The sequence below is a fragment of the Moorena sp. SIO4E2 genome, from assembly GCF_010671945.1.
GTDB lineage: Bacteria > Cyanobacteriota > Cyanobacteriia > Cyanobacteriales > Coleofasciculaceae > Moorena > Moorena producens.
Genome location: NZ_JAAHIE010000149.1, coordinates 1 through 14,506, shown reverse-complemented (window position 1 = coordinate 14,506; position 14,506 = coordinate 1). Strand labels below are relative to the sequence as shown.

At 44.4% G+C, this 14,506-nt stretch carries 9 protein-coding genes, 1 rRNA gene and 1 pseudogene; 5 read left to right on the top strand and 6 right to left on the bottom strand.

Features of this window, described 5'->3' with window-relative positions:
* Window positions 1-122: ribosomal RNA gene (locus F6K37_RS16915) — 16S ribosomal RNA — on the bottom strand; the annotation flags it as partial.
* Window positions 123-882: 760 nt separating this feature from the next.
* Here F6K37_RS16915 and argS point away from each other — a divergent pair.
* Window positions 883-2,640, top strand: a complete 1,758-nt coding sequence (gene argS, locus F6K37_RS16910) for an arginine--tRNA ligase (RefSeq protein WP_008186340.1) — start codon at window positions 883-885, stop codon at window positions 2,638-2,640.
* A gap of 112 nt (window positions 2,641-2,752) precedes the next feature.
* Here argS and F6K37_RS16905 read toward each other — a convergent pair whose 3' ends face one another.
* The 3 genes from F6K37_RS16905 to def all read right to left on the bottom strand — a co-directional run bounded on the left by F6K37_RS16905 (window position 2,753) and on the right by def (window position 4,906).
* Window positions 2,753-3,076 (bottom strand): helix-turn-helix domain-containing protein, encoded by a 324-nt coding sequence (locus F6K37_RS16905; RefSeq protein ID WP_008186337.1) that lies wholly within the window; start codon window positions 3,074-3,076, stop codon window positions 2,753-2,755.
* An 11-nt stretch (window positions 3,077-3,087) separates the two neighbouring features.
* Window positions 3,088-3,456, bottom strand: coding sequence for a type II toxin-antitoxin system RelE/ParE family toxin (locus F6K37_RS16900; RefSeq protein WP_008186335.1), 369 nt, complete (start codon window positions 3,454-3,456; stop codon window positions 3,088-3,090).
* A gap of 913 nt (window positions 3,457-4,369) precedes the next feature.
* Window positions 4,370-4,906 (bottom strand): peptide deformylase, encoded by a 537-nt coding sequence (gene def / locus F6K37_RS16895; protein ID WP_008186333.1) that lies wholly within the window; start codon window positions 4,904-4,906, stop codon window positions 4,370-4,372.
* A gap of 189 nt (window positions 4,907-5,095) precedes the next feature.
* Here def and dnaA point away from each other — a divergent pair, with 189 nt between their 5' ends.
* Entirely contained in the window at window positions 5,096-6,478 is a 1,383-nt protein-coding gene (dnaA, locus tag F6K37_RS16890; RefSeq protein ID WP_287251295.1) for a chromosomal replication initiator protein DnaA, read from the top strand.
* A gap of 250 nt (window positions 6,479-6,728) precedes the next feature.
* Entirely contained in the window at window positions 6,729-6,947 is a 219-nt protein-coding gene (locus F6K37_RS16885; RefSeq protein WP_287251293.1) for a hypothetical protein, read from the top strand.
* Here F6K37_RS16885 and F6K37_RS16880 read toward each other — a convergent pair.
* The gene (locus F6K37_RS16880; RefSeq protein WP_287251292.1) at window positions 6,940-7,137 is read right to left on the bottom strand and encodes a hypothetical protein; all 198 of its coding nucleotides are present in this window, start codon (window positions 7,135-7,137) and stop codon (window positions 6,940-6,942) included. The two genes, F6K37_RS16885 and F6K37_RS16880, sit on opposite strands and share 8 nt — an antisense overlap.
* Here F6K37_RS16880 and dnaN point away from each other — a divergent pair.
* Window positions 7,136-8,317 carry a DNA polymerase III subunit beta gene (gene dnaN, locus F6K37_RS16875; RefSeq protein WP_008186326.1) on the top strand — a complete coding sequence of 394 codons (1,182 nt, stop codon included), beginning with the start codon at window positions 7,136-7,138 and terminating at the stop codon, window positions 8,315-8,317. The two genes, F6K37_RS16880 and dnaN, sit on opposite strands and share 2 nt — an antisense overlap.
* Before the next feature lie 165 nt (window positions 8,318-8,482).
* Here the strand turns inward: dnaN and F6K37_RS16870 are convergent, their stop codons facing one another.
* The gene (locus tag F6K37_RS16870; RefSeq protein ID WP_287251290.1) at window positions 8,483-12,196 is read right to left on the bottom strand and encodes an alpha-mannosidase; all 3,714 of its coding nucleotides are present in this window, start codon (window positions 12,194-12,196) and stop codon (window positions 8,483-8,485) included.
* A gap of 509 nt (window positions 12,197-12,705) precedes the next feature.
* Between F6K37_RS16870 and F6K37_RS16865 the strand changes: the two are divergent.
* Window positions 12,706-14,506: pseudogene (locus F6K37_RS16865) on the top strand (hypothetical protein); the annotation flags it as partial.

Genomic DNA, 14,506 nt, shown 5'->3' with positions numbered 1-14,506 from the left:
CCCGAAGGCAGATTCTCACGCGTTACTCACCCGTCCGCCACTCCCCCGAAGGGGCGTTCGACTTGCATGTGTTAAGCATACCGCCAGCGTTCATCCTGAGCCAGGATCAAACTCTCCATGGTACTCAGTTTTTTTTCTTTCCCTGACCCTTAGTCAACTTAAACAGTTAACTTCGAACCAGTTCGGAATTTTAGGTTTTAGTTTTAGCTAATCTGTCCTATAATTAGGTCAGACTAACTTGAAAATTTCTTGACGAGTAGCGACCGTATATTGGCTCTCAAACTATAGATTTTTCTTGGTTCGGGGCGGTGCGGTGCGCTTGGCTTTCCTCATCGCCATTTACTAATTTACAGGGTAAAAAAGGGTTTGTCAACCTAAACCCGAAACTTTGTTGGGAATAAATTCTTGAAACCTAGGCATGACAAGGGTTTTAGAATTAAAAAATTTTTTTTTGAATCCGTTTACGAGCTCTGACCAAGGGAAGAGGGGTAAGCTCTCAGGTCACAGGGGTAGCTTCTTTAGATTTAGGTCGGGAGCAGTGCGACCCGTCGCGAATTTAATACGACGACTGTAAGTGCACCGAGACAGTCGGGAGTCGGGAGTTGGGAGAATTATTCAGTAACTATTTGTAGATTTAGATACATACCTCAACAGGGGCGTGTCGGTTGGTCGTTGTCTTGATGCAAAGCGCAAGTGGGGGAAACCAGGGCAGCGCTGGATCCCTTAAGTGCAGTTTGGGATAACTACTCCGATGCTTCCCAGTGAAACGGGAAATTCACCTGGAGTTATAGTAATTGTCCGGTTAGGTCTAGGATTAATCCGTAAGTAGTGGCTGTTACCATTCAGAGGCAAGATTAGTGAAGAGCCCTTTGCACTGGCACCATGAAATCCATTGTTGAACAACTTAGACTTCAATTCACTCAAGCCTTAACTGCTGCCTTCGGTTCTGACGTGGCAGGGGTAGATCCAATGATGGTACCTGCCAGCAATCCCAAATTTGGTGACTATCAGTCTAATGTGGCCTTGGCTTTGAGCAAACGTTTGAAACAGCCGCCAAGAGCGATCGCAGAATCTTTGTTGCAGTATATAGATGTGGCTGAGATATGTCAGAGCCCGACTATTGCTGGTCCAGGCTTCATTAATTTGAGCTTAAAACCTGCTTACTTGGAAGAACGGCTAAGGGAGATTCACACTGACCCACGTCTAGGAGTAGCAGTCGCTCCAGCCCCTCGACAGGTCATTGTTGATTTTTCTTCTCCCAATATTGCTAAAGAGATGCATGTGGGACATCTACGTTCAACGATTATTGGGGATTCGATTGCCCGGATCTTAGAATTTCGGGGTCAAAATGTACTGCGCTTGAATCATGTGGGAGATTGGGGAACCCAATTTGGGATGTTGATCACTTATCTTAGGGAAGCTTACCCAAGTGCTTTGACTACAGCTGATGCCCTGGATTTGGGAGATTTAGTTACCCTTTATCGGCAAGCTAAACAACGGTTTGATGCAGATGAGGAATTTCGGGAAGCATCTAGACTCGAAGTTGTTAAACTCCAATCTGGTGCAGCCGATAGCCGCCGTGCTTGGCAACTACTGTGTGACCAATCTCGGCGGGAGTTTCAGATTATCTACGATTTGCTGGATATTCAGCTCACCGAAAGGGGGGAATCGTTTTACAATACCTTGCTGCCAGAGGTGGTGGACTATTTAGACAAGTCTGGCTTGTTAGTGGAAGACTCGGGAGCGAAATGTGTTTTCCTTGAGGGGTTTACAAATAAAGATGGTGAGCCTCTGCCGTTGATTGTGCAAAAATCTGATGGGGGCTATAACTATGCCACCACTGACTTAGCTGCACTGCGCTACCGGACTGAGCAAGACCAGGCTCAAAGGATTATATATGTTACTGATTCCGGACAAGCAAATCATTTTGCGCAGGTATTTCAGGTGGCTCGGCGGACTGGTATTCTTCCAGAAAATGTTGAAGTCGTTCATGTTCCTTTTGGTTTGGTTCTGGGGGAAGATGGCAAAAAGCTGAAAACGCGGTCTGGGGAAACAGTGCGGTTGCGGGATTTGTTGGATGAAGCGATCGCACGATCTGGTGCTGATTTAGAATCGAGACTGAAGCAAGAAGGTCGGGAGGAAACTGAGGAATTTAAAGAGCATGTTGCCAAAGTCGTAGGCATGAGTGCAGTTAAGTATGCTGACCTTAGTCAAAATCGTACCAGCAACTATATATTCAGCTTTGATAAGATGTTGGCACTCCAGGGCAATACGGCACCATATATGCTTTATGCCTATGTCCGCATTCAGGGAATTAGCCGCAAAGGGGAGATTGATTTTGAGCAACTGGGAACCGATGCCAAAATTTTGTTGCAAGAAGACGCAGAATTGGTGCTAGGGAAGAAGTTATTGCAACTGAGTGAGGTCCTTGGTGAAGTTGAGAAAGAATTGATGCCGAATCGTCTTTGTCAGTACTTGTTTGAACTGAGCCAGAAGTTTAATCAATTCTATGACCAATGCCCTGTACTGAAAGCCGAAGAACCCAAGCGGACATCCCGTCTGCTGCTATGTGATTTGACTGCTAGAACTCTGAAACTGGGATTGTATTTACTCGGAATTCAGGTACTGGAGCGGATGTAGTACAGTTAACTATCTCAGCTATCAGCCAAGGTCAAAGGCTGATAGCTGAGATAGTTACGTACATCTTTATTAGGACAACTATCTGAATAACTCTACTTCAGCATCAGCTAGTTCACGACACTAGTGTTCGAGCCACAGGGTGAGATAATGGTTTGGTTTTGACCACAATTTCCACATCTTGACCCAAAGCGTTTAAGAAGCGAAACAGCCGCACAATTGAAAAACCCGCCAACTTACCATTGATAAGTGCGGACACTTTAGGCTGATCTACTCCTAAAACCTTTGCCGCCGCAGCTTGTGTCATACCCTGGTTGGCAATAATACTACTAATCTTACGAGCCAGTTCTGCTTTAACGATTAATTCGTCAGAGTTTTCTAAACCTAAATCGGCAAACACATTACCACTACTAGCTTGTACTTCAATTTCTTTGACCATAATTACTACCTCTACTCGTGAGTGTAATGTTGTGAGTAATGTTCTCTGGCTCTTTTTAACCTGGCTTCAATTAATTCCAGCTCTTGCTTGGGTGTGGCGATACCTTGCTTTGATTTCTTTTGAAATGTATGCAGAACATACACTACACCTTGGAGTTTTACGGTGTATACACCCCGATAAGTGTCTCCATCAAAGTTGTCAATAACTTCGAGTACACCAGCACCTTTGAATCCTTTGAGGGGTTTAGCAGCGGGATGTTTGTCTCCACATTGAGCTAAGTACAAGGCATAACCCATCACTTGCTGAACTTCTGAGGGAAATTTTTTCAAATCTTCCAAGGAACTGCCAACCCACTCTACAGGTTTTAAGGACACATCCATGTGATAAATATTCCAATTATAGCATAAGAATTACTAGTGTCCTAATTATCGATTTCTACAATGAACAGGGTGTTTGACACTCCCCGTCTTGAAAGAGCGGGGATTCCTAGATCAACGAGCCGCCTTAAACCGCCGTATTCCTATCTTTAACGCCGTTAAAAATAGGACAGTGCTTAACCAAAAACCCGTCAAGACCAAGTTCTCAGTCAATTTACGACAGACCCAGAGGGCGATTCTCCTTAGACGTTTGGCTACTTGTAGGGAAGTGCCTTAAAAAGTCCGTTTCCTTCCTGTTCACCTGGTTCCGGTGTGCCCCACCGTACCGTTTTTTTTCTCAAAATGTGATTCTTCTGGGTTCACACGTTAACGGTTAATTAACGATTGGGTTTTTAAGGAGGATTTTCCCTGCCCTCCGAGCATTACTACTTTAAGGTCATGCAGTGGCGGATCTCTGTTCCGGTTGCGCCAAGGCCAAAGGCCACGCTACGCGAACGGTTTTTCAGCCTGTACTCATATCTCCAGTATACTCTGGCGCTATAAAAGTGTAAACTAGGCGACTTTAGTCGCTAGTCACTTTCATCTCCCCTCGCTTTGTGACGGAGTTTTCAGTGTTAGGTTTTCTAATCAGATCACTCCCCATAGCAGCAACACAAACCACTCGAAGGTGGCAAAACCTGCAAACATAGGGCGCAGTTCAACTAAGATTTGCTCGACTCGACGATATAGAGCCATAATCAAACTGGCTGAGTTTTTCTGATTCAGCCAGTTTGGAACATTCTCGTCCCTAGGCGCGATCGGGGTGTTCTTTTCTTAGGGGTAATTCAACCACTCAACCGACCACAGAACTTCGCACTGTCCAGTATCAATAGATTGTAGCGATTTTAAAATTAGTGAGTAAAGGATTTGACAACTGCTATAAGTTAGCAATAATCTGCTTCTGATATTCCTCCTCAGTCATCATCTCTTGGGTACTCTCCACTCGGTCTAAAAATACAATGCCCTCAAGATGGTCATATTCATGCTGAAATATCCTGGCTACAAAGTCTGTTAATTGTTGCCGCTGATACTGACCATACCGATTAGTATACTCCACCTCAATTCGACTATACCTGGGTACTAAACCTCGAATTCCGGGAATACTCAGACAGCCCTCCCAGTCCTTAACCATGTCAGTGTCGTGACTAATCATGGAAGGATTAATCATAGCCGTTGGTTCCATCAAGGGTGCGTGGGGATACCTCAAATTCGGACGAGACGCTACGATAAACAAACGATAGGATTGAGATACTTGGGGTGCTGCAATGCCAACGCCATTGGCTGCTGTAGCAGTTGCTATGAGCTGATCAATCAGTTGTTGAAGGCGTTCATCCAGCAAGTTATGTACTCCCTGACTGTGCTGGCGTAAAATCGGGTTGCCTAACTGAGCAATTTGTAGTGTTTCACTAACCATAGTAAAAGCCAAACGTCTATATCAGTCAAGCTTATTCGATCAAATGCTCAAACAGTACCTTTATATATTAAAAATTGGTAAACAGTTTTGGGTGGTGGGATATAGGAAAAGGTATTTTTATTCCCTTGGTCTGGGCTGTGGCTGATCACATCTAGCTTAAAAACAATTGACTACGGTAGAATAAAAACGGTGAAAATTTCCCCAGAAGAACTATGGATTCAGGTATTAGAACGTCTCAAACTACAACTGAGTCAGCCCACCTTTGAAACTTGGCTCAAGACAACTAGCGCTCAACAGCTAGACAATAATTGCTTGCTGATTCGGACTCCCAATCCCTTTTCCAGAAATTGGTTGCAGAAGTATTACGTTAAAACAATTGCTGATGTCGTGGAAGATATTTTAGGTCAACCGGTGGAAATTAACTTCACAACGGCTACAGGAGACAATAACTCAATGACTGCTGATGCTGACTTTTCCTGGTCATTTCCCGTAGCGACTAATCATTACGAAAATACCTTTAAAAACCAGCCAAGACGGGCTAAGTTAAATCCTAAGCATGTTTTCTCTCGCTTTGTGGTTGGTCCTAATAATCGCATGGCTCATGCTGCATCTCTGGCGGTAGGGGAGTATCCAGGACGGGAGTTTAACCCTCTGTTTCTTTGTGGTGGTGTTGGTTTAGGCAAAACTCATTTGATGCAGGCAATTGGTCATTACCGCTTGGATAATAACCCTGACTCTAAAATTTTTTATGTTTCTACTGAGCAGTTCACTAATGATTTAATTTCTGCTATTCGTGAGGATAGTATCCAGAGCTTCCGAGAACATTATCGGACAGCAGAGGTACTTTTGGTAGACGATATTCAGTTTATTGAAGGTAAGGAATATACTCAGGAAGAGTTTTTCCACACCTTCAATACGTTGCACGAAGCTGGTAAACAAATTGTCTTGGCATCAGACCGTCCTCCTAATCAGATTAATAGCTTGGAAGAACGCCTTTGTTCTCGCTTTTCTATGGGGCTAATCGCTGATATTCAGCCACCGGATTTGGAAACTAGGATGGCTATTTTGCAAAAAAAGGCAGAGGACGAAAATATACGTCTACCCCACGACGTGGTTGAGTACATTGCTGCTAGCTACACCTCTAACATTAGAGAATTAGAGGGAGCTTTAACTAGAGCTGTGACTTATATATCGATTGCGGGGTTAGCGATGAATGTGGAAAATATTGCACCGATTTTGAACCCACCGACCAAGAAGATTCAAGCTTCTCCTGAAGTGATTTTAAGTACTATATCTGATACTTTTAATCTTTCAGTGGAAGACTTAAAAAGTAGCTCTCGGAGGCGAGAAATTAGTTGGGCTAGGCAAATTGGAATGTATCTGATGAGGCAGCATACAGAATTGAGCCTACCCCGAATTGGGGAAGAATTTGGTGGCAAAGACCACACTACAGTCATGTACAGTTGCGATAAAATTGCTCAGCTGCGGGAAAAAGATGATGAGTTAGCTCAGAAACTTTCTCAGTTAAGCGATCGCATAAATCTGACAGCCAGGAGTCAAAACCAAAAATAAAGCGTGTTTATAGCAATTATCAGCGACGTTTGAGGTAATTTTGTCCTGGCTTTTAGGGAATAGGGAATAGGGAATAGGGAATAGGGAATAGGGAATAGGGAACAGGGAAAAAATACTCTGTACCTGATTAGCCTAGAAAACACTATATTAACTAAAGTTTATTAATTAAAGTTTATTAATTAACCCCTTGAGCTTGATGTTATGATCGAGTCTACTGCTGGAATCTCTGGCTTCTGAGTATAAATGCTCTGTGGAAAAATCACCGAATTTTTCCACAACTTTTTCCACAAATGGATTACTAGCCCAATTAGTATTCAGCTATCAGTTATCAGCTATCAGCTATCAGCTATCAGTTATCAGTTATCAGCTATCAGTTATCAGCTATCAGTTATCAGCTATCAGTTATCAGCTATCAGTCATTAGCTATCAGCTATCAGGTATCAGTTATCAGCTATCAGCTATCAGCTAAAGGCTGACCGCTGACCGCTGACCGCTGACCGCTGACCACTGACCGCTGACCACTGACCGCTGACCACTGACCACTGACCGCTGACTACTGACCACTGAATACTTAGGTTTTTGAGGTGGTTTTGTAGAAAGATTAGTAATCGAGTACTATAGTTTTTTGCTAAAGCAAGCCCCATTAGAAAACCAATCATGAAACTGGTTTGCAGTCAAAGTGACCTCAATACAAACCTTTCACTAGTGAGTCGGGTAGTCCCTTCTCGCCCTACTCATCCTGTGCTGGGTAATGTTTTGTTAGAAGCAGACCAAAAAAATCAGCGGGTGCTACTAACTGCTTTCGACCTGAGCGTGGGTATCCAGACTAGCTTTAATGCTGACGTTGAGACAGGAGGGGAAATTACGCTGCCAGCCAAACTGCTCAATGATATTGTCTCCCGTCTACCTTCAGGGGAAATTACTCTAGAGGATGATGGGACAGGAACAGACAGTGATAGCCTGATTGTGACCTTAACCTCGGCTACCGGACGTTATCAGGTTCGAGGCATGAGTTCTGAGGAATTCCCCGAACTGCCGGAAGTTAACACATCCGTTGCGGTTCATATTCCTGTAGAAGTCTTAAAGGCTGGATTGCAGGGTTCTTTATTTGCCACCAGTTCTGATGAAACTAAGCAAGTGTTGACGGGGGTTCACCTTACTGTACAGTCGGACAAATTGGAATTTGCTGCTACCGATGGTCACCGACTAGCAGTTGTGGAAACTAATCGCACAATAGAGGAAAGTGCAACGACTGAAGCTACCCAAGAATTGGATGATCATGATTTCCCCCTAGAATTTACTTTACCAGCTAGAGCGTTAAGGGAGTTGGAGCGGATAGTATCTAAGGCTGAAGCTCAAGATATTATTGCGATTCAGTTTGAACCTGGTCAGATTGTTTGTCAAGGAGGAGAACAGCTTTTAACAAGCCGAACTCTGGAAGGACAGTACCCTTCCTATCATCAGCTGCTTCCCAAACACTTTGAGCGTCAGCTCATTCTCGATCGCCGTCAATTACTGAGTGCAGTAGAACGGATTGCAGTGTTGGCTGATCAGAAAAATAATATTGTCAAGTTTAATATCGATAGTGTTAACCAGCGGCTTCACCTCTCGGTAGAGGCAAAAGATTTGGGTAGTGGTCGGGAGTCAATGGAAGTAGAAATATCGGGTGATAGTTTGGAAATTGCTTTTAATGTTAAGTACTTAATTGATGGCTTAAAAGCCCTTTCTACCTCTGAGATTAAAATGCAGATGAATGAAGCTAATAGTCCTGTGATTTTTATGCCTCTAGGGGGATTGAAGATGACCTATTTGATTATGCCAGTGCAGATTAGAAAATAGGTAAGCATTCAGCGGTCAGTGGTCAGCCCTCAGCCCTCAGCCCTCAGCCCTCAGCCCTCAGCCTTTAGCTGATAACTGATAGCTGATACGCGACACGCTGATAGCTGATAGCTTACCTCCGGACTCCCGACTCCCGATTCCCGATTCCCGACTCCCGACTCCCTTCTAGGTTATTAATCTAACTGCAAAACTACTTATTTTCCAAGGCTCTATCTGAACTACTTTTCCATCCGGTGATGGTTCTGATAAACTAACGGGTCTTTCCAATAAATCAACTGGGTGAACTACTTTTAATCCCAAATCACTTACTAAGGATAAATTTGCTGACTCCCCATGAGATTCATAACACCTGAGAATCCATTGATCAGGGATATCTTCGGATTGTTTAAGTGCCATCAAAATTAAAGTCTTGGCTGACAAATTTAATAGTTGTCCGGTTGATGGTAAAGAAGGTTGACTATTATTACTGACATTATTACTGACAACAGAACTATTGGGGGGAGACCAAAGTAAACTTAGAAATGGTAAGTTAAGCTGGTATGCTAGGTGAATTGTATCTGCAAAACGCCAATTGCCTTGATGAGGATAAAGAGCATAGGTGAATTGGTGGATGCCTTGATCAGCTTCAGGATCGGGCCACGTCGGAGAGCGAAGCAATGTTAGACGTAATTGGGACGCCTGGGCATCATAACCGTATTTGCAATCATTCAGCAAACTGACACCATAGGTTTGATCACTCAAGTCTGCCCAACGCAGAGCAGGTACTTCCCATTTAGCTTGTTCAGCAGGGGTTTGGGGTCTAGTAGAACGTGGAATTACCCCACAAGGCATCTCATAGGACACATAATCCGCATCAATGGCTAATGGAAAAGCAGCTTTGACTAATACATGGCGTTCCTGCCAGTCTACGGTAGTGGCAATTTTGAGGACTGGAGATTCAGCACAGAGGATATAGTCCTGACAAAATTGCGATCGCATCAGCCGACGCACCACTCGCAAACGCTGACTCAATACTCCTGTTTCAACCCACTCGATCCCGATCAGCTCAGTGCTCGGCAAAGGATGGTCAGCATAATTTGGGTCTATATTCCATGCATCCCAATATTGACCACTATCCTCGAAAGCTTGTAGCTGATTTCCAGGACCACTAAGCACTTCCCGCTGATTAACCTGATCGAAGACACTACTCAAATCTCCAGTTTCTGGGTCTACCACTACTCGTAGGTATTGATTCTCTAAGACTAAATCTTCAATCGGGAATCGGGAATCGGGAATCGGGAATCGGGAATCGGGAATCGGGAATCGGGAATTGGGAATCGGGAATCGGTACCCACCCCTAGGGCATGTCTTCAAACTCGGAGATCCCCCTAAATCCCCCTTAAAAAAGGGGGACTTTGAGTTTGGCTCCCCCCTTATTAAGGGGGGCTGGGGGGCTAAATCCCCCGAGCGAGGGATTGCTCGCTCGGGGGACTTTGAGTTTGGCTCCCCCCTTATTAAGGGGGGCTGGGGGGGATCTAAATCTTGCGGAAAACTTTGAAAACACGCCCTAACCCCTCCCAGGAGGGAATCGGGAATCGGGAATCGGGAATCGGGAGATAGCTCTATGGTCAACTCCACATCATTGCTGCACAACCAAAAAACACGATATCCTACCGAAGGAATATTACTGGCTAGAAACAGCAATTCTATTTGAGAATAGGAGAGATTTTCATTGTTATTGTCATGGTTTGGGATATCTTGGGCTTGATCGTGGCTAACTTGAGAGACTATCTTTTCCCCAAAACAGTCATACACTTCCCATTCGATTGACTCGACCGGTATAGAAACAGGTAACGAAACAGCTAAAGAAATCGCAATTACTTCTGAACGCTGCCAATTGAGAGGATTAAAGACAATAATCGCTTGAGCATTGGGTTTTGGTGGTGGTGGCAGGGTGATCTTGGATGCGATCGCATTTAAGGATTCCTCCAATATATCTCCCGTCACCTCCTCTACTTCCTGCCAAGCCTGATTAGCGTCTACAAAGACTTCCGGAATCGATGTTCCTGGTAATATATCGTGGAACTGATTAAATAACACCTTTTTCCAGGCTTCCTCTAGTTCAGTCTTAGGATACGCTTGTCCTGTCGCAATGGTTTTTAGGGCTGCAAACAGTTCTGCTTGGTACAACAATCCCTCACAACGACGTAGATAGCGCTTTTGGTCAGCGTGAGTGGTATAGCAACCCCGATGGAATTCTAGATATAGTTCATCATTCCAGACCGGAATCTCTTTAGTGGTTTGGCTTTGGCCTTTCCCCCCTCCCCTCTGCTCTGTTCTGCTTTCTTCTCTCCCCACACTTCCGACACTTCCGACACTAAGGTTCTCAACACAACTTGCAACCTTCAACCTGCTAACCTTGGCCAAAAGGCCACGCTTCGCGAACAACAAATACTCACTGGCCGTGGTAAATTCCAGCTTTGGGAAGAATGGGGATTGTTGCCAACGTCTTGCTACTTGTAACATATCCCTGGTGGGACCACCGCCATGATCTCCCACACCAGGTAACCAAAATGCCTCCTTGAGTGAAGTTTGAATTTCCCAATCAATGGCATAGCTTGCCATAGTAATGGGATTTGTATCCATAACACCAGCAACGTTAGGGGGAGACATTAGGCTGAAGATTTGACTGCCATCGGGAGACTGCCACCAGAAAGCACCATAGGGAAATTTGGTGCTATCGTTCCAGTGCAGCTTCTGGGTCACGAAGTAGTCAATTCCACCCTGTTTGAGCAATTGAGGTAGTTGCCAACAGAAGCCAAAACTATCGGTTACCCATGCCACTGTGGTTAACTGACCGAAGGTTTTCTGGACGTAACGTTGACCATAGAGGATTTGTCGGACAATTGATTCACCATCAATTAAATTTAATTCCGGTTCTACCCACATCCCCCCCACAATTTCCCAGCGACCAGCAGCCACTTGTTGTTTAATCGCTTTAAATAAGTCAGGGCGATGCTGCTCTATCCAGGCATAAAGGGCAGGTGTGGTATGGCAAAAGGTGAAATCTGGAAATTCTTGCTGTAGCTTTAATACTGATTCAAAGGTACGCACAGCTACGTCCCAGGTCTCGCTCACTGGCCATAACCAAGCTAGATCAAGGTGAGCATGACCTAGCATTTGGATAGAGTTTTGACTATTTTGAATTCTGAAGTTTGAATTCTCAATTGTACTGAGTTGTTGGCGCAATCGGGTAAGCGATCGCATAAATTCTGTCGGCTGTGAAACCATATCCCAATTAATCTCAGCCACAGCCTTAGCTAGAGTCGCTAATTTTTCGGGTTCAAAGTTAGCGCTATACTTTTGTAAGACAGCCAATTCATCAGCTACAAAGCCTGGATCGATATCATGATTGGTGGCTTCGTAGAGGATTTGCGATCGCATTAATCCCCCGATATCATGACCAGGACTAACCAACCTTAGGGCTACGGCAAACTCTTCCCCTGGCACGACTGTTGAAGTTAGCAGCATCCGTGTGGAGGAATCAAACAAATCCCCTTCTTGTACCAGCTGACCGTTGACAAAAATCTCAGCCGATTCTGCCCACCACGTCAATACCAAACGTAATCCTAAGCCCGCTAAAGGATAGCGCTGCAAATCCTGGGGTACTAGGAATCGTTGAGTTAACCAGATCACTTGTCTGCCAGCAGACCAAGTAATGTAATCCTTGTCATTACGTTGGGCTATTGACCAATTCTCCCAGCACTCTGGTTGAGTGGCCACAGGGTAAGGAATATCTTCATTACAGTATCGCCAACCCTGCTGAACATTTGTTTGAGTTAAAGCACGGAGTTTTGCGATCGCATGATTAATTCCATCAATAATCCTAATCTGATCCATTGGGTTTAAGTAATTGGAATAAGATTAGTCAAATTTTCCCTAAAATCAATGGCACCGACTATGATTAATTTGTTATTGGTGGTTTATTGAAAGTTATAGCGCTACGCGCAAGGCAAGAGGCATGCATGCTAGAGGCAAAGGTGCCCTTGACCCATGAAGAATTAAATTCGCCACGGGTCGCACCTAAAAGTTGACTACAACAGCTTTTGAGCTTGTATCAATGTCAAACAGCTTAATGGGTAGTGCTATGAGCGCTAGCCGTCAACTGTCAACCAATAACCAGTTCCTGGTATAGATGCAGCTTAAATGTCGATCAGGCTGATAAGCGCGTTTGTATTTGAGATGTAAACCTAAAAGCTCTTTTTTTATTGGACAATAAAATTGAGGAGCTCTTGCCCCTGTTGCCTGTTGCCTGTTGCCTGTTGCCTTTTGCCTTTTCCTGCAATAAGTGTGTTCACAATCGAGATACAAATCGCTATAGCTAATCCCTCACCCAAGCAATAACCATCATGTCTTCCCCTGCCAAAGGTCCCTATCGCAGTAGATTGTTTAACTTTATCAATCGACAATCTCAACGGTTTGTTGACCAAATTGAACGTACAACACGGCATTTAAAGGTTGCAGCGGTATGGGGAGGACAAATTTTACTTTATCCGGTTTACCTGCTAGTGCAAGCTAGTTTATCGGCTGGGCGTCAAATCTCCTCTTCAGTAAAAGCTGGATTGCCCCAATTAAGGACATTTAGCCACGCCCAGACCCAGGAAACACCGCCAGAAGCAGATACAGCAATTCAGCGAGTCTTACAAGAGTTGAACCTTGGCAGCTTTAACCTTCAACTTGGTCTAGACAACCTAAGACCGTCTAATGGGCAAGCTGTTACCCTAAATAACGGGCAACCTATCCTAATCGAACGGCAAAGGGGAACATCCCTAAATAACGGGCAACCTGTCAGCCTAAATAATGGGCAAGCTGTAACCGCAGGAGAATGGGCAACTCCAAATCAAACCCCAGCTCAAGCCCCGACTAATGAGCATATGCTGATTCAGGGAGTAGCTTGTTTATTGGACAACCGGGGTCTAGTGCTGGTGACAGTGCAAAACCAAATTCTGGATATATTGACACCCCAGCAGCAGCAAAAACTAGCATCCAGAATTAGCTGGGAGGTGGCTGACTTAATGCGTAAATGGCGTTTAGCCCACTCGTTAGATGGCAAAAAAGCATCCCCTTCCCTTGCTACCTTAGATCACCCCCCTATTTTGCCACCCATCAGGCTATTCTGGCGATTAATGGCCTGGGTGCAAACTAGTCCTGTAGCGATCGCAATTAATCTTTTCGGGGAATCGAGGATCATTCGAGCTGTTTCCAAGGGTAAATCAGCCACCTCTAATCACCGACAACCTAAACCCAAACCATTCCAGCTATCACCTTCTAGCCCAATTCAAGACCTATTAACTTTCCTGGATAACAAATTGCTAGAACTGGAATCACACCAATTATTACCAGGGTCTGAAGTGGTGGTTAAGCTGAGGCAAGCCCTACAAAAACCATTTATTAAGGGTGATAGCTCAGAGGAGGTAACGGTTGGGTCTGACACTAACCGACTTAAAATTTTAAGCTTAATCTATGCTGCGATTGACTATTTCTTTGGTAGAAAAGCATCTAATTTTAGTTTGAGTAGTTCCTCAGACCAATCTGAAATTGCTTCTGGTTCTGGAGAGGTTTTACCAGGAGGAAACAGGGATAATTTATACCCAGAAGCCCATCAGCTATCAGGAGATAATTCCCCTCCACTTTCCCCCTCATTAAGATCATCCACCTCAACACCATCTGGGTCTAAATCAGATGAATTGGAGCCTTGGTTAACCGATAATGATTTATGGGGCAATCCAGATGGATCTGACCACTCCCAAAATTTCTCTGCCTCAACCTCCAACTCCGGAAATCAGGCAGAATTACCGGTTGCTAATCTTAAATATAATAGACATCAGTTACCCGAAGGATTCAACAGCAAGATTCCTGTGAAGTCAGAAAAGTCTATTTGGACCCTCTTTAAGCGATACCTGCACTTACTAAAGGCTCCAGGTAAGCTGATTATATCGAGAAATAAATCCTCAAAAGTTAAAGCAAGACCATCGATCAGCCAGAAGAGAAATTCTAAAACTGATAAATCACCAGACCTGTCCCAAATTCAGGATAATTTAGGAAAAACTACTCCCAAAGAATCTCAAGATCAACCGCTAGCAGTTGTTAACTCTGGTAGCACCAAGGTTAACGGATCTAAGGGAGAAGAAAATAGTGCGATCGCTAACT